Source organism: Streptomyces reniochalinae (assembly GCF_003323735.1).
Lineage (GTDB): Bacteria > Actinomycetota > Actinomycetes > Streptomycetales > Streptomycetaceae > Streptomyces > Streptomyces reniochalinae.
Genome location: NZ_QOIM01000028.1, coordinates 169134 through 190546, shown reverse-complemented (window position 1 = coordinate 190546; position 21413 = coordinate 169134). Strand labels below are relative to the sequence as shown.

Below are 21413 nucleotides of genomic sequence, written 5' to 3'. Positions count from 1 at the left end.
GAACACGGGCCTGGCTCGGAGCGGGCGCCCGCACGCCGGGCGCCCGCACGGTGACTACTTGCTGACCGCGAAGCGCATCAGGGCGTGCTCGTCGCCCTGCTTGATCTTCCCCGTCACGTTGATCACTTCGAGTTTCCACGCGCCGCCGACCCGCACGGCCTTGGCCACGGCACAGCCGTTGTCCTGGGTGAGCAGGCTGGGCCAGATGTCGGCGACCTGCTGTACGGAACCACCGGTCGCGTCGTAGACCTTGAAGCTGATGTTGCGTGCCTTCTGGAAGGAACTGCCCTTCTTGTAGGCGGCGGCGACGAACACGATCGAGGTGATGTTGCCCGGGACGCCGGCGAACTCGACGGTGACGGTCTCGTCGTCACCGTCGCCGTGCCCGGTCTGGTTGTCGCCGCTGTGCACCAAGGATCCGTTGCCCATGGGGTCCAGCGAGTCGAGACCCGCCAGCCGGACCGGATCCCCGTCCTGCATCGCGACGGCGATCAGGTCGAGGTCGGTTCCCGCCTTCCGGCGGAACCGGCCCATCACCCCGCCGCTGCTGCCGGCCGTCGGGTCCCAGGAGACACCGATGCTCAGGTGGGACACCCCGTCCAGATCGGCCGGGCCGTCTTCCTTGGTAAGCGTAATCATGCGTGATTCATCCTCGTGTCAGCGGAACTACCCCACAAAGTGTGCCTGGCCTCCCGCGGACTCCTCGTGAGGGGTCCGCGTGCCAGGCCCTCGTGACGGGTCCTGACCGACGGGCACAGGCGCGCACTTCGGCGACACCGTACGGCCGCGGACGGCCGTGCAGGGCCGGTGGCGGATACGGCGGTGGGAATTTCCGGCGTCACCTGACGTGATCCGTCGCCGCCCCGGCCGGGCCGACGAGGCCCGGGAACTGCCGGTTTTCGCCGCGCGTAACGAGTTAGTTGCTGCCTATCACGGCTATGACCAGCGAGTATGCAGGATTTCATCGTTGACGGCGGGAGACGGCGGCCTCTAGCGTCCGTCGCATGACCTACCGAGCCCACGCGGAAGCGATCGATGAGCTGGACCGTCGCCTCATCGCGGCGCTCCAGCTCAACGGGCGTGCCCCGTGGAGCGCGGTCGCCCAGTGGGTCGGGGCGAGCGAATCCACCGCGCAGCGCCGTTACCAGTCGTTGTGCGCACGGGGGCTCCTCCAGGTCGTCGGCACGGTGGAGCTGGACCGCACCCGCCAGGGCTCCTCAATGCTGGTGCGGGTGCAGGCCAAACCGGGGCGCGGACTCGACCTGGCGGAACAACTCGCCGCCAGTCCCGATGTCCGCTTCCTGGCGGTGGTCACGGGCACGGCGGATCTGATCGTCGACTTCGTCGCGCGCGACAACGACGAGATGATCCGGATGCTCTTCACCGACCTGCCAGGCGCCGACCTGATCACCGGCACGGAGTGCGTCGCCGTCATCCGGACGTTCACCTCCGCGTCGCGGTGGGACACCGGGCTGCTGCCGGCGGACGCCGCCGCGGCTCTGCGCCCGGGCACCGCCGCCCCGCCGTGTGACCGGGACGAGAGGGACCGGGCGCCACAAGCGCTTTCCGGCCTCGAGAAGGAGATCGCCGCGGCGCTGACGGAGGACGGTCGCACGCAGGTCAGCACCCTGGCGCGGCGGCTCGGACGCAGTCAGTCCAGCGTCGCGCGGGCCCTGGACCGGCTCATCGGCCGGGGCGTGCTCCAGTTCCGCGCGCTGGTGGAGCCCTCTCTGCTGGGTTACGAGGCGGAGTTCATGGTGTGGCTGTCCATCGAGCCCGACCGGCTGGACGCGGCCGGACGCAGGCTCGCGGCGCACCCCGGCACCAAGTTCCTGAGCGCGGCCACGGGCCGGTTCAACCTCGTGGGTCACATGGTGCTGCCCCGCCGAGCCGACCTGTTCCGTTACACCAGCGAGGTCATCGGGGCCCTTCCCGGGCTCCACGCCTCCGACATCACCCTCCACCTCGCCACCATGAAGTACTCCTGGCACCGGATGGCCCAGGCGGCCTGAGCCGTCACCGCACAACCCCGGCGCCTGTCCCCGAATCCGCCGCCTTCCGCCGTATCGCGCGTCGGCACCGGCCCTGCCCCGTCCGTCCCTTCGTCCTCCCCTGCGCACGGTCGCGCGGGCGGCTTTCACCGAGCCGAGACCCGGGGCCCCGTCCCCGAACCCCACCTCCGTTTCCGCAACCCGTCCCCGAACCGCTGTGGAGATCCGTCATGCCCACATCCGACACCGGTGAGCCGACGCCGAGCTGGCGCTGGCCGGAGGAGACCTGGCGCGGCCATGTCGAAGCCGTCCGTGCCGGGCGCCGCCTGGTTCCCGCGCGCTGGCCCGGCGGCGCCCGCGTGGCCGTCGCCCTCTCCTTCGACTCCGACCACGAGACGATTCCGCTGCGCGACGGGGAGACGAGCCCGGGGCGGCTGGCACAGGGCGAGTACGGGGCGCGGGCCGGTGCTCCGCGCATCCTGGAACTTCTCGCCCGCCACCAGGTGCCCGCCACCTTCTTCATGCCCGCCGTCTCCGCGCGTCTACACCCCGACGAGGCGCGGGCCTACACGCGCGACGGTCACGAGCTCGCCGTCCACGGCTGGATACACGAGCGCAACACGCTACTGGGCCACGACGACGAGCGGGAACTGACCGCCCGCGCCCTGGAGACGCTCACGGAGCTCACCGGGCAGCGGCCCACCGGTATCCGCACGCCCTCCTGGGACTTCTCGGACTCGACGCTGCGCATCATGCTGGAGCTCGGCTTCTCCTACGACTCCTCCCTGATGGCGGACGACGAGCCGTACGAGGTCCTCGCCAAGGGGCGGCCCACGGGCCTCGTCGAGATCCCGGTCGACTGGATCCGCGACGACGCCCCGTACTTCACGATGGACCGCTACGGGTCCGTGCGCCCGCACAGCCGCCCACGCGACGTGCGCGAGATCTGGGTCGACGAGTTCGACGCCGCCTACCGTGCGGGCGGCGTCTTCCAGCTCACTCTGCACCCGCACGTGATCGGACACCGCTCGCGTCTCGTCGCGCTGCGGGAGCTGCTGGACCACATCGCGGCCCATACCGGGGTCTGGTACGCGACGCACGCCCAGGTCGCCGAAGCCTCCCGCGCCGTGCTGCGCACGCCACCGGACTCCGCCGGTGCGCACGACACCCGCCCCGACCACCCGGAGGCCACCCCGTGAGCCACACCGGCCCGCCGCCCGCCGCGGCGCCCGCGACGGGCGCCGCCGCCACCGCGCACCACCGGCTGAGCCCCGCTCAGCGCAAGGCCATCGTCGCCGGGACCATCGGCAACACCGTCGAGTGGGTCGACTGGGCCCTGTACTCCATCTTCGTCAAGATCATCGCGGACGAGTTCTTTCCCCGGGGGAACGAGGCCGTCGCCCTGCTGTCCACCCTCGCCGTCTTCGCCGTCGGCTTCGTCATGCGGCCCATCGGCGCGGCCGTACTCGGTTCCTACGCCGACCGGCACGGCCGCAAGAAGGGCCTGACACTCACGGTCGGCCTGATGGCCTCGGCCGCCTTCGTCATCGCGCTCACCCCCTCCTACGGGACCATCGGGTTCCTCTCCCCGGTGATCCTGCTGCTGGCCCGGCTCGTCCAGGGCTTCTCGGCCGGAGGGGAGTTCGGCTCCTCCTCGGCGTTCCTCGTCGAGTCGGCCGCCCGGGGGCGCCGCGCCTTCGCCGGATCGTGGCAGCAGGTGTCGGTCGCGGGCGGCGTCCTGATCGCCTCGCTGCTCGGCACGGTGGCCACCTCGCTCCTCAGCGACGGCGCGCTGCACTCCTGGGGTTGGCGCCTCGCGTTCGTCGCAGGCGGGCTGCTGGGGCTGATCGGCCTGTGGCTGCGGGTCTCGGTCGAGGACACCGAGTCCTTCACCGAAGCACGGGGGGCGGGCCGCACGCGCCGCAACCCCATCAAGGCGATGTTCGTCGACCATCCCGCCGCGGCGCTGCGCGTCGCCGGTATCACCGTCGCCGGCACTCTGACCTACTACATCTGGGTCAACTACCTGCCCACCTACGCCAACCTGACCACCGGCATCCCGCTGAGCACCGCGCTGCTGTCCCAGACCCTGTGCCTGATCGTCTTCGTGGTCGCCCTGCCGTTCGCGGGTCTGCTGTCCGACCGCGTGGGCCGCAAGCCGACACTCGTCGCGTTCGCCGGCGGTTTCGTCGTCCTGGCCTGGCCGCTGCTGCATCTGCTCCGCGACAACTTCCTGAGCCTCTTCCTCGTCCAGCTCGTCGGAATGCTGCTGATCCTCGGGTACTCGGCCAACTGCGCCGTGATCATGGCCGAACAGTTCCCCGCGGAGGTGCGAGCCACCGGCATCGCGCTGCCGTACGCGCTGGCCGTCGCACTCTTCGGCGGGACGGCGCCGTACGTGACGACCTGGCTGCACGAGAGCGGCCTCAGCGATCTGCTGTGGGTCTACGTCTCGGCCGCCTCGCTGATCTCCCTGGTCGTCTACCTCACGATGCCCGAGACCAAGGACAAGGGGTTCCGCTGATGAGCCACGTACTGATCACCGGTGCGGCGGGGGGTATCGGCGCGGCGATCGCCGAGGAGTTCGCCGCGCACGGCGCGCTCCTCACCCTGACCGACCGGGACCGGGCAGCGCTGGAGAGGACGTCCGCGCGCCTCGGTGACGGTGCCGTCGCCCACGCCGCCGATCTCACGGAACCCGACCAGCCCGCCGCCGCGGTGGAGCGCGCCTGGGCGGAACGCGGCCCCGTCGACGTCCTCGTCAACGCCGCGGGACGCTATCCCTCGCTCGACATGGCCGACCTCCGTGCCGAAGCCTGGGACGGGCTCCTCGCCGTCAATCTGCGGGCCCCCGTGCTGGCGACCGCCGCCTACGCGCGGCTGGCCATGGAGGCCGCCAGGCACGGATCCGTCGTCAACATCTCCTCGGGGTCCGCGCTGCGCAGCCGGCCGGGGGGCGGGCCGTACGCCGCGTCGAAGGCCGCGCTGGAGATGGCCACCCGCGCCGCGGCCCTCGAACTGGGGGCGCACGGCATCCGCGTCAACGCCGTCAGCCCCGGCTTCGTCCCGGTCGACAGCGACTGCAACCCCGTCTCCGAGGAGTACGCGGCCGCCATCGGCGGCAACCCGCTGGGACGCCCCGGCACACCAGGGGACATCGCCCGAGCCGTCCGCTGGATCGCCGGGCCCGACGCCTCCTGGGTCACCGGCGAAATCCTGCGCGTCGACGGCGGCTCCAGCACCGGGGCCCTCCATCTGCCCCGGATCTGGCCTCCCGAAGCGCCCGCGCAACCGCCCGCACCCCCGAGCCGCCCCGCACCCGAAAGCACCGAAGGACAGAGCCGATGAGCAGCGAAGAGCAGACCCCGGCCGGGTACACGGTCGTCGGCGCGGGAGCGATCGGCGGCACCCTCGCCTTCGCCCTGGCGCGCGCAGGACACGCGGTCACGGTCGTCGACACCGACCGCGCCCAGGTGGCGGCGATCCGCTCCCGTGGACTGACCGTCGCACGCGGTCAGGAACGCACGAGCGCGCGGGTGACGGCCCTGACACCCGAGGAGCACGACGGGCCGCTGGGCCGCGTGCTGCTGGCGGTCAAGGCCCAGGCCACGCGGGACGCCATGGAGTGGATCGCGCCCCGGCTGGCGGTGGACGGCTGCGTCGTCTCGCTCCAGAACGGTTTCAACGAGGCCGTGATCGCCGGGTACGTCGGCGCCCGGCGCACCGTCGCGGCTTTCGTGAACATCTTCGCCGACGTGGTCGAACCCGGCGTGGTGCTGGACGGCGGCGCCGGCGCGCTGGTGGTGGGCGAACCGAACGGCGCGCCCGTCAGCCGGCGCGTGCGGGAGATCGTCACCGATCTGCACAGCTGGGGGCCAGCCAGGGCCAGCGACAACGTCGAGGGGTACCTGTGGGCGAAGGCCGGTTTCGGCGCGATGCTCGCCGCCACCGCGCTCGCCGACGCCCCGATGGCCGACCTCATCGACCGGCACAGGCCCGCGATGTACGCCCTCGCTGCCGAGGTCTACGACGTCGCCGACCGGCTCGGCGTCGCGCTGGAGCCCTTCGACGCGTTCGCTCCCGCGGCCTTCCGGCGCACAGCGGACCCCACCGCCCGCACCGCCGCCACCGACCGCCTCATCGCCTGGCTCCGGACCCAGACCAAGGACCGCAGCGGTATCTGGCGTGACCTGGCGGTACGCCACCGCCCTGTCGAGGTGACCTCCCACTACGCGGACGTCTTCGCCCACGCCGACCGCGAGGGTGTGCCCACCCCGGTGCTGCGCGCCGTGCTGGACGGCCTGCGCACGCTGGAGGGCGCCCCGGAGCGGATGGCGGAGGACCATCTGGAGCGGTTGGACCGTCTGGCCGCTGCGCCGGCGGACTTGGCCGCCCCGCGCCGAGCGGCGCCCGCCACCACCCCCGCGGCGGCCACCGGCCCGGAGCCCGACCGGGCGGCGGCGGTACGGGACTGGCTGGAGCACCACCGTGAGGACATGGTGGACGACCTCGACGCCTACACCTCCCAGGGCAGTGCCAGCGACGACCCGGCCGCCCTCGACTCCTGCCTGCTCTGGCTGCGGGAGTGGCTCGACCGGTCCCTGGGCGGGCCCGCGACCGAGGAGGTGCTGCCGCGCGAGGAGGCCGGGGACGTGCTCGTCCGGCGTTGTCCGGCGACCGAGGGCGCGCCGGACAGCGCACCGCCTGTCCTGCTTCTGGGCCACTACGACACGGTGTGGCCCACCGGCACCCTGGACACCTGGCCGTTCCGGCGCGACGGTGACCGCCTGACCGGCCCCGGTGTCTTCGACATGAAGGCCGGACTCGTCCAGGCGGTGTGGGCGCTGCGCGCCCTCGACTCGCTCGGCCTCCCCCGCCCCGCCTGCACCCTCATGCTGAACGGTGACGAGGAGACCGGCAGCCTCGCCTCGCACGAGGCCATCGTCGAGGAGGCGCGGCGCAGCCGCCTGGCGCTCGTCTTCGAAGCGGCGGCCGACGGCGCGATCAAGACCGCGCGCAAGGGCGTCGGGCTGTTCACCGTCACGGTGTCGGGGGTGGAGGCGCACGCCGGACTCGACCCGGCGGCGGGAGCGAGCGCCGTGGAGGAGCTGGCACACCAGATACTCGCGCTGGCCGCGCTGCGGGACACCGCCGCCGGTACCTCCCTGAACGTGGGGGTGGTCGAGGGCGGCACCCGCAGCAACGTGACCGCCGGGCGCGCGGTGGCGCGACTCGACATCCGGGTGGCCTCCGCCGCCGAGCAGGAGCGGATCGACGCCGCGCTGGCGACGTTGCGCCCCCTCGACGCGCGTACCCGGATCGAGGTCACGGGAGGCTGGAACCGCCCGGTATTCGAGCGGACCGCACAGGTCGCTGAGCTGGCGGACCTCGCCAAGGGCTGTGCGGCACTCCTCGGTCTCGACCTGCGGGAGACCTCGGTCGGCGGCGCCAGCGACGGGAACTTCGTCGTCGCCGCGGGCGTCCCGGTGCTCGACGGTATCGGCGCGACCGGATCAGGGGCACACGCCCGCTCGGAGAACACCTCGGTGCGGGGCATGGTCGAACGCGCCGCTCTGACGGCGCTCGTGCTGACGTCCCTGGCGCGGGACTGACCGGGCACGGTTGCGGCAGGGCAGGCCAGAGAGGTCCCGCTCACACCCGCGGCGGCGAGTCCCCCCGGCCGCGGCCACGACGTTGCGGCGCGACGCCTGTGCGGGCATGTTCCCTCCTTGCCGCCCACCCCGTCGCCTCCGGCGTCGCCCTGCGGCGGCTGCGAGACGACGTGCTCCCGCACGGACGGACCGCTCTGCGACCAGGCGGCGGCCTGCGCGCAGACCGTCCGAGCGCGTCACTCGCGGGCGGGCTCGAAGACCGGGGTGGCGTCCGCGTCGTACGGCAGACCGGAGATCACCTCGGCGTAGCCCCTGTCCAGCGCCTGCCGGTGGTGTGCGGTGCGCGGACCCGCCGGGCTCGCGGCCAGTCGCGCCGCCCGCTCCTCGTGCGCCTCGGTGATCTTGGCTGCGGTCGCCCGCCAGTGGGCGTCGTCGGCTACGCGGACCAGCTCGACGCACTCCGGCGGCGCGCCCTCCGCCAGGGCGGCCGCGGCCCGGTCGTGGCCGTCGAGGAGCAGCCAGCCGTCCAGGAAGGACACCCACCACAGCAGGACGGGGGCGAGGGTTCCCTCGCGGGCGTGCTTGCGGTACGCCTTCACGCGTGCGGCGTCAGGCGCCGGGAGCGGCCGCAGCGGCAGGACGCCGTGCCAGCCGCCGCCGCAGAGCAGTTCGAGGGCGGCCTCGGGCCAGTCCTGGACGAGGTCGCAGTCCCAGATACCCGGGGTGAAGCTGGTGCGCCGGTTGACCAGCCAGCGCCCGCGGTGGAGTGGGCCGTGCCCCGTGTCCTCCAGCCACCGCGCGTACAGGTGTGGCCAGTCGGGTGCGGTCCGCATCCTCGCGGCAGACAGGTGCGGCAGCGGTGAGCGGTATCCAGGCAACCGGCGCAGGCGCAGGTCGCGACAGCAGCCGTCGCCCTCGGAGCGGGCCCTGATCAGCGGCCGTTCGCCCTGCCGCAGGGCCCAGCGGCGGTCCGTCGCCCGCTCGAAGCGCAGCGGGGGCCGACGGGGCCCGTCCTCGGGCATGGTGAGGACGAGTCCGCCGCCGGGCAGTGGTTCCCTCGTCGCCCTGGCCATGGGATCAGTGTCGGACCCGGGACCGCTCGTCGCCAAACGGCCGGCCGCCCCGGTGCCGCCGCCGCAGACGAGGTGCCCGAAGCGGAGTCGCGCCGGCGGGCATCCTCGGGTGCGCTTCTCCCGGGCCGGGGACCGAGTCGCCTTAGAGACGGCCTCAGGAGCGAGCATCGCCTGGCAATCCACCTTCGGTTTCCGAGCGCGTCATACGTTCCTTCCGGGGAACGCTGAGGGTTCGCAGACCGCCGCCCCGGCCGGCCGGGCGGCCCGTCAGCCGGTGCTTGTGACCGCTTCCGCCGAGACCAGTGCCTCGCGTGCCGCCGCCAGCGCGCGGTCGCGGTCGGCCGCGACGAGGCCGATGCGGGTGCGGCGGTCGAGGAGGTCGGACTCGTCGAGGGCGCCCTCGTGCCGGGCGGCGAAGCGGAGTTCCGCCGCGGTGACCCCGGCCGCCACGGGTTCCAGCAGGTCCGGGTCGCCGTTCGCCTGCGCGACGACGGCCGCGCTCTCGCTGCCGTACCGGGCGCGCAGCCGGGCCGGGACCTCGCGGGCGGCGGTGGGCGCTGTGCCCGCGCCGACGAGGGCGAGGGCCTGGGTGCGGCAGGGTCCCGCGTCGAGCCCGGCGCGCGCGACGGCGGCGTCGACCGCGTCCTCGGCCATCGCCCGGTACGCGGTGAGTTTTCCCCCGACCGCGGTGATGACGCCGTCCGGTGAGGTGAGGACGGCGTGGCGGCGCGAGAGGTCGGCGGTGCGTGCCGTCCCGGTGGTCTCCAGCAGGGGCCGGAGCCCGGCGAAGGCGCCGATGACGTCCGTCCTCTCCAACGGGGTGGCCAGCGCGCCGGAGAGCGTGCGCAGGAGGAAGTCGATGTCCTCTTCCGGTGCCTGCGGTATGTCGGGAACGGTTGCGACGGGCTCGTCGGTGAGGCCGGCGTAGACGCGGCCGTCTCCCTGCGGAAGGGCGAAGACGAACCTGCTGGACTCCCCCGGCACCGGGACCGTCAGCGCGGCGCGGGGGTTGCCCAGGCGTGCCGCGGGCAGGACGACGTGCGTGCCGCGGCTGGGCCGCAGGGTGACGTCGGGCACCAGCGTTCCGGCCCAGACGCCGGCCGCGTTGACGACACTCCGGGCCCGTACCTGCACGCGGGCGCCGGTGAGTTCGTCGCGCAGTTCGGCGCCGTCGCCGGTGAGGTGCTGGGCACCGCACCGGGTGAGGACGTGCGCCCCGTGGCCCGCGGCGGTGCGGGCGAGGGCCACGACGAGTCGCGCGTCGTCGGTGAGCTGCCCGTCGAAGGACAGCTGGCCGCCGCGCAGGCCGTCAGCGCGCACGGCCGGGGCCAGCGCGAGGGTGAGTGGCGCGGGTATGCGCCGCGAAGGCGGCAGGGTGCGGGCGCCGACCCTGGCGCCGACGCGCAGGGCGTCCCCGGCGAGGAAGCCGGCGCGGGTCCACAGGGCACGGGCGGGGGAGGTGTGCGGGTGCAGCGGGAGCACCATGGGCAGGGCACGGACGAGGTGGGGGGCGGTCCTGCTCATCAGGATGCCGCGTTCGCGTGCCGACTCGTAGGCGATGCCCACGTCTCCACTGGCCAGGTAGCGCAGTCCGCCGTGTGCCAGCTTCGAGCTCCAACGGCTGGTGCCGAAGGCCAGGTCGTGGCGGTCGACGAGGACGACGCTGAGTCCGCGTGAGGCCGCGTCGAGCGCGATGCCGGCGCCGGTGACGCCCGCGCCGACGACCAGCAGGTCGACGGTGGGCCCGGTGGCCAGCCAGTCCAGGGAGCGGGCGCGCCGCGCGGCGTTGAGGGAGGTGGTGTGTTCGGTCGGTCGTGTCATGCGGCGGCGCTCCAGTCACGCAGGTAGCCGGTGAGGAGCCGGCCGAGCGAGTCGAGGAGGGCGTCCTCGGTGAGGGTGTCCTCCACCAGCCGCCGGGAGGCTCCGATGGACTGGACGGTCAGCAGGACGACGCGGGACAGTTCGGCGGGCTCGCCGGCGCGTACGGAGCCATCGCGCTGCCCCTCGGTGATCTGGGCGTTCAGCAGGTCGAGGGCGGCGTGCTGGCTGGAGCCCAGCCGGTGGAAGACGTAGGTGGCCAGCAGTTCCGCCTCGCTGTCGAGGAAGCGGCTGAACAGCGAGTGGTGCCATACCGCGCGCACCGTGCCGGTGGCGCCGTGCACGATGCGGCCGAGTGCGTCGGCCTCGGTCGCCTCGGCCACGGCCTCGGCGAAGAGGGCCTTCAGTTCCCGTGTCATCAAGTCGCCGACGAGCGAGGAGATGTCGGGCCAGTGGCGGTAGACGGTCGGTCTGCTCACTCCGGCGCGACGGGCCACGTCGGTGAGCGTGGTGCGCCGCACCCCGAAGGCCTCGACGCACGCGCGTGCGGCGTCCAGGATGTCGTCCTCGTTCTTCCGCCCAGAGGTTTTACGAATTGACGTCACGTGTAAGACTGTACGCCATGAAGCGACCCACTCGCCGCGTCGGTGACATGGCCTGGAACGCCTGGGGCGACCCGGCACACGCCCGTCAACTGGAGGACTCCCAGCGGCGGCTCCTCGTCGAGACGCTCGGGGTCAGCGCCGCAGCGCCCCCGCGCGTGGAGCGCTCGGCGCTGCGGCTGCCGCCCAGCGCGCTGCCCGGGCCGGCGCGTGCCGCGCTCACCGCGGTCGTCGGCGAGGAGCACCTGCGCACCGACGACGCGGCCCGGATCCTGCACCTGGGCGGCAAGAGCACCCCCGATCTGCTGCGCCGCCGGGAGGGAGACGCCCGGCACGCCCCCGACGCGGTGGTGACGCCGGGCACGCACGCGCAGGTGCAGGCCCTCGTGGAGATCTGCGCGGAACACGGCGTGGCGGTCGTGCCGTTCGGCGGTGGCACCAGCGTCGTCGGCGGTGTGGAGCCCGCACGCGAAGGCCATCCGGCGCTGGTCAGCCTCGATCTGCGACGGCTCGACGCCCTGGTGGAGCTGGACGAGGAGTCCGGCACCGCTACCCTCCAGGCGGGCCTGCGCACCCCCGAGGCCGAGGAACTCCTCGGAGCCGAGGGCTACACCCTGGGCCACTTCCCGCAGAGCTTCGAGTTCGCCACCATCGGCGGGTACGCCGCCACCCGCTCCGCGGGCCAGTCCTCGGCCGGTTACGGCCGCTTCGACGCCATGGTCACCGCGCTCAAGGTCGCCACCCCGCGCGGCACCCTCGACCTCGGCCGCGCCCCGGCCACGGCCGCGGGTCCTGATCTGCGGCAGCTCTTCCTGGGCTCCGAAGGCACGCTCGGCGTCCTCACCGAGGTGACGGTCCGCGTACGCCGCGCACCCCCCGAACGCCGGGACGAGGCCTGGTCCTTCCCCTCCTTCGCGGCGGGCACCGCCGCGGTGCGCGCACTCGCCCAGCGCGGGCTGCTGCCGACCGCGATACGCGTCTCGGACGAGACGGAGACGTTCGTCAACGCCGTCATCGCCGGCTCCGCCGCGCCCGAGGGCTGCCTGTCCGTCGTCAGCCACGAAGGCGACCCGGAGGAGGTCGCGCGCCGCGGCGAGGCCGTGCGCAAGGTGCTGACCGCGCACGACGGAAGCCGCCTGGACGACGAGGTGGCGGCCGCCTGGCGGCGCTCGCGCTTCTCCGGCCCGTACATGCGCGACGCCCTCCTCGACACCGGCGTCCTCACCGAGACCCTGGAGACGGCGACCTCCTGGGCGGGCCTGGCCGCGCTGCGCGAGACCGTGACCGCCACGCTGACCGCACACCTGACGACAGCCACGTCGACACCGGTGGTCTTCTGCCACCTCTCCCACGCCTACCCGTCGGGCGGCTCGCTGTACTTCACCGTCGCCGCGGACGCGGGCGAGGAACCGCGGTCCCGTTGGCGGGCGGCCAAGACGGCGGCGGGGGACGCGATCGCCGCAGCCGGGGGCTCGATCACGCACCACCACGCGGTCGGCCAGGACCACCGTCGCTGGATGGAGGCGGAGGTCGGCCCCCTCGGTGTGGAGGTGCTCGCCGCCGTCAAGCGGACGCTGGACCCCGCGGGCGTCATGAACCCGGGCAAGCTCATCCCGCCGGCCGCCACCCAGCCCTCCGCGGCCTCATGACCCCCCGACCGAGCACAGCCGTACTCGTCAACCCGGCCTCACTGACCGGAAGTTCGGCCAAGAACGCGGAGGTGGCCCTGCGCCACCTGGCGCGGGCCGGATGGGACGCGACACTCGTCTCGGGCAGCGATCCCGCCGACACCCTGGAGCGCACCCGCGACCACCTCGCCGCCGGCACCGACGTCCTCACCGTCGTCGGCGGTGACGGCCTGGTACACCTGGGGCTCCAGGCCGTCGCCGGCTCCGGGGTGCCGCTTGCGGTGGTCCCGGCGGGCACGGGCAACGACTTCGCCCGCGCCCTGGGCATACCGCGCCGGGACCCTGCCGCCGCCGCGCGCCTGATCACCGACGGCACCCGGCGCGCCGTGGACCTCGCGCGATGCGGAGACCGCTGGTTCGGCACCGTCCTGGCCTCGGGCTTCGACGCCCTGGTCACCCGGCGGGCCAACGCGCTGCGCCGGCCTCGCGGCGGTGCCCGCTACACCGTCGCCACCTTCGTCGAACTCGCCAGGCTGCGCCCACTCCCCTTCCGGCTGCGGCTCGACGAGAAGGAGCTGGCGCTCGACGCCACGCTCGTCGCCGTCGGCAACACCTGTTACTACGGCAGCGGCATGAAGGTGTGCCCCGACGCGGTACCGGACGACGGGGAACTGGCCGTCACCGTCGTGGAGAGCGCACCCGCCGTACGGCTGATGACCACGCTGCCACGGTTCTACAGCGGCTCCCACGTCACCCACCCGAAGGTGCGCACCTACCGCGCCCGCCACGTGGAGCTGGCCGCGCCCGACGTGTTCGCCTACGCGGACGGGGAGTTCATCTCGGACCTGCCGCTGGCGGTCGACTGCGTGCCGCACGCGGTGTCGGTGCTGGTGCCGGAGTAGAACCGGGGGCCGGGGGGCCGCCGGTCCGGCGGCCCCCGGTCCCCGGCCGAGCCCGGGTCAGCCGGCGTCCGCCGGGACGTGGTGCGCGGCACTCCGCCTGCCGGCGTCCGGCCGCCACCCGCGGCAGTCGGCGCGCCTCAGGGGTCCCGCACCCGGCCTGCGACACTGCTGGCATGGACGACGCACCGCACCCCGCCGCCGAAGTCCTCTCCTACCTGGCCGGAGAGTGGACCGTGCGCCGCGAGCTGCGCGATGAACGGAACGGGCACAGCGGCTGGTTCACCGGTCGGGCGAGGTTTGAGCCCGGTACGGACTCCGGGTGGCTGCACGTGGAGGAGGGCACGCTGGAGTGGGGCGGGGCCCGGCGCGAGGCCGGGCGAACGCTGCGGCTGGTGCCCGGTGCGGACGGCAGCGCCGAGGTCACCTTCACGGACGGCCGGCACTTCCACTCTCTCGATCTGAGCAGCGGGCATTGCACCGTGTCGCACCAGTGCGGCGCCGACCTGTACGAGGGGGACTACACGGTGGTCTCCCCCGACGAGTGGCGGCTGCGCTGGGCGGTCCACGGCCCGGCCAAGGAGCAGTTGCTCGCCTCCGTCTACCGGCGATCCCCCGCCCAGGGCCCACCCGTAAGCTGATCCGGTTCGGAGACCGGGCGCCGGACCGCGCCGGAGGCAGGTGCTTCGCCGCACCGGACGAGCCTCCGGGCGGCCAGGGCGGTGGCGCTGGCTCAACGCGGCTCGCCCGTGACGATCCACAGGTGCCCGAAGGGGTCACGGATGCGGCCCGAGCGCTTGCCGTAGGGCCGGTTCTCGATCGGGACGACCGTCTCGGCGCCGTTGTCCGTCATCCGTGCGCCGGTCTCGTCCGGGTCGTCGACTTCGATCTCCAACAGGACCGGGGAGCCTCCCAGGTCGTCCGGGGACAGCCATCCCCACGCCGGGACGGCGGGTGAGACCCGGAAGGACGTGGCACCGAGGAGGTGCTCGACGACGGTGGGCCGACCGTCGTCACCCAGGGCACGGAACACTTCCTCGGCGCCGAGGAAATCCCGGTAGTACGCCGAGGCGCGGTCGGGTTCCGACACGATCAGGCGAGGGAGGATCTGCGGCTTCGTCATGCTCCGATCCTGCGGCCGGGTGGCGGCGGAGTCTTGAACATTCGGGAACGACCCGGCCCGACCCGGCCCGGTCCGGCCCGGTCCGGCCCGGTCCGAACCGGAAATCAGCCGACCGCGGTCTCCTCGCCGGACGGCACCTCGCGAACCCGCGGACCCCGGGCCACCGGGCCCCGGACCACCGGGCTTCGGGCCGCCGAGCCTCGGGTCGCCGGGCCCTCGGCGCGCAGCCACCCGGTGGGCGTGCACCCGGCCATGGCCCGCCACTCCCGGGACAGGTGGGCCTGGTCGGCGAACCCCGACGCGGCGGCCACGTCCGCCAAGGCGGCCTGCGGGGTGCCGGCGGCCGCGAGTCTGCTCCGGGCCGACGCGAAGCGGACCAGTCGCTGGTACTCCTTCGCTGTCACCCCAACTTCCGTGCGCACCCTGCCGCTCAGGTGCCGCCTGGAACATCCGAGCAGCTGAGCTGCCTCGTGCACCCGAGGGGTGCGGGACAGAGCCGCGAGCATGGCCCGCAGTTCCGGGGCGTCCCCACGTTCTCCGTGCCTGCCCAGCCCTGCGAGCAGGGAGCGTTCGACCAGCGTGCGACGCTGCGGCCAGGTCCGGCAGGCTGCCAGCCGCTCCGGCAGGTCCGCCAGCGCGGGCACGACGTCGGCGAGATCGGCGACATGCCCGGCCAGAGCGGACGCCGGAACGCCCAGCAGGGCGGCGGCGCCCAGCGGGGTGAGCGCGAGGTACACCCCCCGGGTGCATCCGCTCTGCCGTATCTGCGCCGGATCGAGGTGCAGGCCGGCCACGGCGGCCCGATGGCGGCGGCGCGATGAGGGGTGTGCGAGCCACCCGATCTCGACGGGATCGGCCTCGGGAAGGGTGAGCGACAGTGTGGTGGAGGGAAGCCCGCGATGCACGCCCACGGGGCCAGGACCGAGATCGTAGGGAACAAGCGTGGCGACGAACGGCCGCAGAGGAGAATCCCGTCTCGTCACGGGGCCTTCCTCTCATCGGGCGACCCGCGGCGGGTGGCGGGTGGTGGCGCACCCGTGCCGCCGTAGGTACTCGGCGGACGGCAGCCGCCTGTTTCTCGGCCTCCGAGGACGCGGTGGCTGCCGGCGCAGAAACCCATGACGGTGATCCTCACACACGTCGCCACCGGGCGAGGCACCTCCCGCCGCCCTCTCCCCTCCAGCCTCTCCTCCGGACGGCCGTCGGGCATTTCCCCGTCTCCCGTCATCCGCCGGCGACACCCCGGCGCTCCCGCACCCACGGCAGGCGGCATCCCGGCGCTTCCGTCACTCGGCGGCGACAGCGCGGCGGACGCTTTCGCGGAGCAGGGCGCGGCGTTGGTCGTGGACGTCCGCGGGCTCGTCGTCCGTTGCCGCGTAGACGTTGCTGACCGGCGACCAGGCCATCGACATGGCGATGACCATGGCCATCACGTCGAACGGGTCTCCCTGGCGCACCCGCCCTGCGGCCTGGGCTTCGGCGATGGCACCCAGTTTGCGGTCGTCGAGGCGGTCGTGGTCCTCGACGAGGTGGCCGACCGGCCTGCGCTCCAGGCGCGCCCACGTGGCCAGCCGGATCAGGTCGGGGCGGCGGAGATACTCGTCGTAGAGGCGGACGGCCCAGTCCGCGAGGTCGTCGGCGTCGATCGGCACGACGTTCGTGATCCGCTCCAGCGAGCCGAAGAAGATCGCGTCGAAGAGCTTCTCCTTGTTGCCGAAGTAGGCGTACAGCTGAGCCTTGTTGGTGCGCGCGGCGGACACGATCCGCTCGATGCGCGCTCCGGCGATCCCGTGCTGGGCGAACTCCTGGGTCGCCACGTCGAGGATGCGCTGGTAGGTCGCGGCTCCGCGCGAGGTCAGGGGCTGATCCGCCATGCCGGGGACGCTATCAGACAGAACAGTTGGTTTGCCTGGCACGGAGAGTGCGCCTATGGTCAAACAGACCGAACAGTCTGTTTATACGGGAGGCACTGTGCGAACAACGAGCGGATGGCAGGCGACGGGCAGCCCGGCGACACTGCGACGCGCCGCGCTGGAGCGTCGCGAACTGCGCCCCGACGACGTCGCGGTGCGGATCGACTACTGCGGCGTCTGCCACACCGACCTGCACGCCCTCCGCGACCACGACGACGCAGCCGGGCGCCCGCTGGTGCCGGGACACGAGTTCACCGGCGTGGTGACCGAGACCGGTACCGCGGTCACCGGCTTGTCCCGCGGCGACCGGGTCGCGGTCGGCAACATCGTCGACGCGTGCGGCGAGTGCCCCATGTGCCTGGCCGGCCAGGAGAACTTCTGCCACGCCTTCCCGACCCTCACCTACGGCGGAACCGACCGGCACGACGGCTCGACCACGCTGGGCGGGTACTCCCGGGAATACGTCGTGCGCGACAGGTTCGCGCACCCGCTCCCCTCGGGCCTGGACCCTGCCGCGGCCGCTCCCCTGCTGTGCGCTGGGGTCACCGTCTGGGAACCTCTGCACGCCCTGGGCGTGGGCCCCGGCAGCCGCGTCGGCGTAGCGGGACTGGGCGGTCTGGGGCATCTCGCGGTCAAGATGGCCGTGGCACTCGGCGCCACGACATCGGTCATCAGCCGCTCGCCCGACAAGGCCGACGACGCGCGTCGCCTCGGCGCCCACGGACTGATCGTGTCCACCGACCCGGAGGCCATGGCCGGGGCCAGGGACGGCTTCGACGTCGTCATCGACACCATCTCCGCGCCACACGACCTGGGCCCGTATCTGCGCCTGGTCGCCCTGGACGGCACGCTCAGCCACCTCGGGCATCTCGGACCCGTCACGGTGGAGACCCTCGACCTGCTCATCGGGCGCAAGAAACTCAGCTCAGCAGGCTCCGGAGGCTGCCCCGCGACCGCGGCCATGCTGGACTTCTGCGCCGCCAACGGCATCACCGCCGACATCGAACTGCTCCCGTCGGAAAGGGTGAACGAAGCCCTCGACCGCCTCCGCCGAGGCGATGTCCGCTACCGCTTCGTGCTCGACATGTCCGACCTGAGGTGAGCGCCCGTGCCCGATCGCTGAGCGGTGTCCGGGTGCGGTCGGCATCCTGGGGCCCGCCCCGCTGCTGATCGGCGAGCCGGCTCGGGGCCATCGCGAGCGTAGAGCGACGTGGGGACGCATCGTCGGCCTGAGACCTCCGGGGGAGACCTCGGCTCTTTTGGTGAGGTCTCGGCGTCACCGCGAACGTCGTGCACCCACCGGTCGGGCTCCACCGTGGGAGGCTTTGGCTGGTGGTCGCCGCCTGTGGGCACCGCTCGTCAACGTTCGGGACAACAGGAGGTTGCTGATGAGGTCAGGTATCGAATCCGCACTCGGTCCGGTCTCCACGGCAGCGGCGGTGTTCGGTTGCTGGCAGGTGGGCACGCCGCAGCGCCAGCATGTCGTCGCGGAGGCGATCGCCGATGCCTGGCGCGGCAGACCCTGGCCGGGCCCTGGTCTGCGCTCGTACGCGGTTCTGGCTGCTGACGACGGCACCACGCTGCTGCACTTCTCCCAGGTGGACGACCTGGACGACGTTCCGGCTCAGGACCTGACGTGGAAACAGCAGGTGGACGCGGCCGTGCCCGGAATCGAGAGGACCGGCGTCACCGCGGGCGTGCTGCGGCGCAGCACGCCCGCCTACGGCCCGGCGGCCGAGGCAGCGTGCGCCGTGCTGGTCACCCGGATCTTTGACGGCCCCGACGCTGAGCGGGCGAACCGGCTGGTGGATGCGATGTTCGAGAGCAGCGCCGGCACACCGCCGGCCAAGGGACTCCTCTCAGCCCACTTCTACGTGAGCCCGGACGGAACCAAGGTGTTCAACTACGCGTTGTGGATCTCCGCCGACGCGCATCGCCAGGCTATCGAGAAGCGTCCAGCTGAGTTGGAAGCCAACGCGCAGTGGCAGCGAGTTCACGCCTACCCGGGCCTGCTCAGCACGTCCTTTCAACGCTTCCGCCCACTGCTGCGTCTCGCTCCGACCACTCGGTCGTGAGAGAGGGGGGCGAGGCGCCCTGTAGTGCTGGTAAGCATCTGCACGCTGCCTGTGTGGTTGCGATACTTTGTGCATCTCTTCCATCGCCCCGACATGCAGTCCGTCGCGGTCGGCGATCGCCGGAGCACCTGACTCAGCACCGTACGAGTGCGGGCACGCAGGCCGAACAACAAACTGCGGAGCGGAGAAGGCGCGCGAAGCCTCAACCGGCGTGCGACGAACCCTCCGCACGGTGTGCCCCTCTCGTGCCGGTGCCGCCAGGGCCGGAAGCGGGAGGCCGGAGACGGGAGACGGCACGCGGGACCCGGTCCCGCGTGCCGTTCACCGCGTCAGCGTGCCGGATCACCGCGTCGGCGCGTCAGTTCAGCGCGTCGGCGCGCCTCGTCGGCGCGGACGTTCAGCCGGCGTCGCGGTAGATCTTCGCGCCTCCCTTCGCGTTGGTGCCGTTGTAGAGGCCGGTCGGGCTGGTCTCGGTCGACAGGGCGAACCAGGCGTAGCGCTTCACGAAGTCCAGCCCCTCCAGCATCTTCGTCGAGGACGTGATGAAGGCGTCCTGCTCCTCCTGGCTGGGGTAGCGGGGGGCGTCCTTGGTGAAGTCGATGAGAGCGTATTCGGTCAGCCAGACGGGCTTCTTGTACCGGTCGTGGACGCGCTTGAGGTAGCCGGCCAGCTGATTGGCGGCGTCCGGCCCGAAGTCGGAGCCGTACCAGTGCACCGGGATGAAGTCCACCCGCAGGCCGCGCTCCTGAGCTCCCTTCATGAAGCGGTCCAGCCAGCTGCCGGGCTTGTCGGCGTTGACGGCGACCGCCGGGGCGCCCAGGTTCAGGCCGGTCTTCTCCAGGCGGGGCCACAGGTCGAGGGCCTGCTCAGGTGTCATGTCGGCCTGCTGCGGCAGGTCGGGCTCGTTGAAGGTCAGGAGGTTCTTGCCCTCCTTCTTCGCCTTGTCCAGCTCGGCGTCGGTGACCGAGCCGGCGCCCCAGATCGTCGGGACGTACTCGACGCCCTTCGGCTTGGCGACTCCGGCGCTCGAAGAGGTCCAGTTGTGGAACCAGGACGCGTTGGAGTCGTCCAGCGCCTGCGCGGCACCGTCGACGGGGTTGAGCGCCACGCCCCTGGCATGTCCCGCCGCGGGATGGTCACCGGAGCCGGGGTCGTCGCCGTGCCCGGGCCTCTCCCCGGGGTCGGTGCCGGGCTTCTCGGAGCCGCCGGAGCCGTGGAAGGTGACGGTCATGCCCTTGCATTCGCTGCACTGGCGCACGACCTGGTTGCCCTGCTCGGCGTCGTGCTTGGACCACGCGTACGCCGTCGGGCACTGCTTGGTGAGCGCTTCGCTGTAGGCCGTCTTCGCGTCGCGGTTCGGGTTGACGCACACCAGCGGCTTGCCCGATTGCTTGTCCTTGGTCAGGTTCTCGGGCGGGCAGTGGGACAGCAGATCGACGGGGCAGCCCACCGAGGAGCACTGCCCGCCGTTCTCGGGCGGGGTCGCTCCGTCGGGAGTGATCGTGACGGCTGCCGAGACGGCGTTGACGTAGCTGACGTTGTACCAGGGCGCCGCCGTGTCCGCGGGGTCGAAGTTGAACTCCGCGAGACTGACGGGCTGCTCACCCGTGGTGCAGCGGTCGGCGTACGGCCCGCAGTCACCCACGGCGCAGTGGAACGTGCTGCCGGACTCCCCTGTGCACCCCTGCCGGGCGAAGAACTTGCCGCGCCAGTGCCCCGCGTCCGAGCGCTCGGGAACGGTGATGGTGGCCGACTTCCCCGGGTCCAGCACGGGCAGGTCGGTGAGCGGAGTGGACCCGTCCGCGTTGACCGTGGCGCCGACCCAGACGCGACTCCCCGTCTGGTTCCGCAGGGTGACCGTGTGCTCGCCGTCGCCGGCGGCCGCCGCCTCGGTGACGTGGTCCTTCGAGTTGTCGGAACTCCCTCCTCCGAACCCTCCCGAGGCGACGGCCGAGACGGCAGCGACAACCAGCAGAAGAGCGAACAGAAGTGGCCGGAATGATCGAAGTGATGAAAGTGGTCTCTCGCGCACAGAACACGCCTCTCGGGTCAGTTTTGTCTGCTCACGCACGACGGATGCGCGCGGCGGACGGTTCACCCGAGGCACCGCCGGCTCGCGGCGGCACCGGCTCAGGTCCGGTGACGGGGGCGAGGCGAACGGTTGCCAGCGGCCGGCTGCGCCCCCCTGGGCGGGCAGTCGTACGCCGCCTTCGGCAGCAAGCGGCAGCTGTTCGGCGAGGCCGTCCGGCCGTGTGGGGAATGTTCGCCGGGCGCCCGGCCCGTCCGTCGCCCGTAGACGCGGACCCAGTCCGCCTCGAAGACCGCAGGCCGCAGGGAGCTGTCTCCGGTGAAGTTGTCGAGTCGGATGTTGAGGTGTCCGGAGGGCATCGACGGGGCATCCGGCATGGGCGACGACGCCTACGGCGCGCGGGACGTGAAGGCCGCACAGAGCGCAGGCGGCGGCAACGTCGACCCCCGCGTGCTGCTGCTGCTCTGGGACCGCTTCCCGCCCGGCGAGACCGTGGCCTCCTGACCCGGGGTCCCTCCGGGCCGTCACCGGTCTGGCCGGTGACGGCCCTGCAAGGGTCACGCCACCGCCCACGGCGCGCGGCGGGCGGCGCCGACGCGGTCGCGTTCGCCCGCGAGGGCGCCGACGTGGCCTTCAGCCACCTGCCCGAA

At 72.8% G+C, this 21413-nt stretch carries 19 protein-coding genes; 11 read left to right on the top strand and 8 right to left on the bottom strand.

What is annotated here, in order from left to right:
• Positions 1-54: 54 nt before the first annotated feature.
• Positions 55-639, bottom strand: a complete 585-nt coding sequence (locus DQ392_RS10270) for a TerD family protein (protein WP_114015224.1) — start codon at positions 637-639, stop codon at positions 55-57.
• Positions 640-1004: 365 nt separating this feature from the next.
• On the opposite strand from DQ392_RS10270, the gene DQ392_RS10265 reads away from it, so the two are divergent.
• From DQ392_RS10265 to DQ392_RS10245, 5 genes are all read left to right on the top strand, one after another.
• Positions 1005-2012, top strand: a complete 1008-nt coding sequence (locus tag DQ392_RS10265; RefSeq protein WP_114015223.1) for an Lrp/AsnC family transcriptional regulator — start codon at positions 1005-1007, stop codon at positions 2010-2012.
• Positions 2013-2221: 209 nt separating this feature from the next.
• The gene (locus DQ392_RS10260) at positions 2222-3190 is read left to right on the top strand and encodes a polysaccharide deacetylase family protein (protein ID WP_114015222.1); all 969 of its coding nucleotides are present in this window, start codon (positions 2222-2224) and stop codon (positions 3188-3190) included.
• A complete protein-coding gene (locus tag DQ392_RS10255; RefSeq protein WP_114015221.1) occupies positions 3187-4515 on the top strand; it encodes an MFS transporter in 1329 nt (442 codons plus the stop codon). Before DQ392_RS10260 ends, DQ392_RS10255 begins: the two co-directional genes overlap by 4 nt.
• Positions 4515-5339, top strand: a complete 825-nt coding sequence (locus DQ392_RS10250; protein ID WP_114015220.1) for an SDR family NAD(P)-dependent oxidoreductase — start codon at positions 4515-4517, stop codon at positions 5337-5339. The genes DQ392_RS10255 and DQ392_RS10250 overlap by 1 nt, the downstream gene beginning before the upstream one ends.
• The gene (locus DQ392_RS10245) at positions 5336-7603 is read left to right on the top strand and encodes a 2-dehydropantoate 2-reductase (RefSeq protein ID WP_114015219.1); all 2268 of its coding nucleotides are present in this window, start codon (positions 5336-5338) and stop codon (positions 7601-7603) included. The genes DQ392_RS10250 and DQ392_RS10245 overlap by 4 nt, the downstream gene beginning before the upstream one ends.
• A 236-nt stretch (positions 7604-7839) precedes the next feature.
• On the opposite strand, the gene DQ392_RS10240 is transcribed toward DQ392_RS10245, so the two are convergent.
• The 3 genes from DQ392_RS10240 to DQ392_RS10230 form a co-directional block, all read right to left on the bottom strand.
• A complete protein-coding gene (locus DQ392_RS10240) occupies positions 7840-8676 on the bottom strand; it encodes a hypothetical protein (RefSeq protein ID WP_245981310.1) in 837 nt (278 codons plus the stop codon).
• 267 nt (positions 8677-8943) lie between these two features.
• Complete coding sequence (locus DQ392_RS10235) at positions 8944-10497, bottom strand: glycerol-3-phosphate dehydrogenase/oxidase (protein WP_114015218.1); 1554 nt, start codon at positions 10495-10497, stop codon at positions 8944-8946.
• Positions 10494-11099: a TetR/AcrR family transcriptional regulator gene (locus DQ392_RS10230; RefSeq protein WP_245981309.1), complete on the bottom strand. Its 606-nt coding sequence runs from the start codon at positions 11097-11099 to the stop codon at positions 10494-10496. The genes DQ392_RS10235 and DQ392_RS10230 overlap by 4 nt, the downstream gene beginning before the upstream one ends.
• A 17-nt stretch (positions 11100-11116) precedes the next feature.
• Here DQ392_RS10230 and DQ392_RS10225 point away from each other — a divergent pair, with 17 nt between their 5' ends.
• From DQ392_RS10225 to DQ392_RS10215, 3 genes are all read left to right on the top strand, one after another.
• The gene (locus tag DQ392_RS10225) at positions 11117-12745 is read left to right on the top strand and encodes an FAD-binding oxidoreductase (protein ID WP_245981308.1); all 1629 of its coding nucleotides are present in this window, start codon (positions 11117-11119) and stop codon (positions 12743-12745) included.
• Positions 12742-13626, top strand: coding sequence for a diacylglycerol kinase (locus tag DQ392_RS10220; RefSeq protein ID WP_114015216.1), 885 nt, complete (start codon positions 12742-12744; stop codon positions 13624-13626). The genes DQ392_RS10225 and DQ392_RS10220 overlap by 4 nt, the downstream gene beginning before the upstream one ends.
• A gap of 173 nt (positions 13627-13799) precedes the next feature.
• Positions 13800-14264, top strand: coding sequence for a DUF6314 family protein (locus tag DQ392_RS10215; RefSeq protein WP_114015215.1), 465 nt, complete (start codon positions 13800-13802; stop codon positions 14262-14264).
• Positions 14265-14356: 92 nt separating this feature from the next.
• Here DQ392_RS10215 and DQ392_RS10210 read toward each other — a convergent pair whose 3' ends face one another.
• The 3 genes from DQ392_RS10210 to DQ392_RS10200 all read right to left on the bottom strand — a co-directional run bounded on the left by DQ392_RS10210 (position 14357) and on the right by DQ392_RS10200 (position 16620).
• Positions 14357-14746, bottom strand: a complete 390-nt coding sequence (locus DQ392_RS10210) for a VOC family protein (protein ID WP_114015214.1) — start codon at positions 14744-14746, stop codon at positions 14357-14359.
• A gap of 104 nt (positions 14747-14850) precedes the next feature.
• Positions 14851-15729, bottom strand: a complete 879-nt coding sequence (locus DQ392_RS10205; RefSeq protein ID WP_114015213.1) for a helix-turn-helix domain-containing protein — start codon at positions 15727-15729, stop codon at positions 14851-14853.
• A 303-nt stretch (positions 15730-16032) separates the two neighbouring features.
• Positions 16033-16620, bottom strand: a complete 588-nt coding sequence (locus DQ392_RS10200) for a TetR/AcrR family transcriptional regulator (RefSeq protein ID WP_114015212.1) — start codon at positions 16618-16620, stop codon at positions 16033-16035.
• A 97-nt stretch (positions 16621-16717) separates the two neighbouring features.
• Here DQ392_RS10200 and DQ392_RS10195 point away from each other — a divergent pair, with 97 nt between their 5' ends.
• Together DQ392_RS10195 and DQ392_RS10190 are read left to right on the top strand one after the other, a co-directional pair.
• Positions 16718-17761, top strand: a complete 1044-nt coding sequence (locus DQ392_RS10195; protein WP_114015211.1) for an NAD(P)-dependent alcohol dehydrogenase — start codon at positions 16718-16720, stop codon at positions 17759-17761.
• A gap of 286 nt (positions 17762-18047) precedes the next feature.
• Entirely contained in the window at positions 18048-18734 is a 687-nt protein-coding gene (locus DQ392_RS10190) for an antibiotic biosynthesis monooxygenase (RefSeq protein WP_114015210.1), read from the top strand.
• A 397-nt stretch (positions 18735-19131) separates the two neighbouring features.
• On the opposite strand, the gene DQ392_RS10185 is transcribed toward DQ392_RS10190, so the two are convergent.
• Complete coding sequence (locus DQ392_RS10185; protein ID WP_245981306.1) at positions 19132-20766, bottom strand: glycosyl hydrolase; 1635 nt, start codon at positions 20764-20766, stop codon at positions 19132-19134.
• Between the two features lie 315 nt (positions 20767-21081).
• On the opposite strand from DQ392_RS10185, the gene DQ392_RS34040 reads away from it, so the two are divergent.
• Entirely contained in the window at positions 21082-21267 is a 186-nt protein-coding gene (locus tag DQ392_RS34040; RefSeq protein ID WP_147266511.1) for a hypothetical protein, read from the top strand.
• Positions 21268-21413 lie beyond the last annotated feature (146 nt).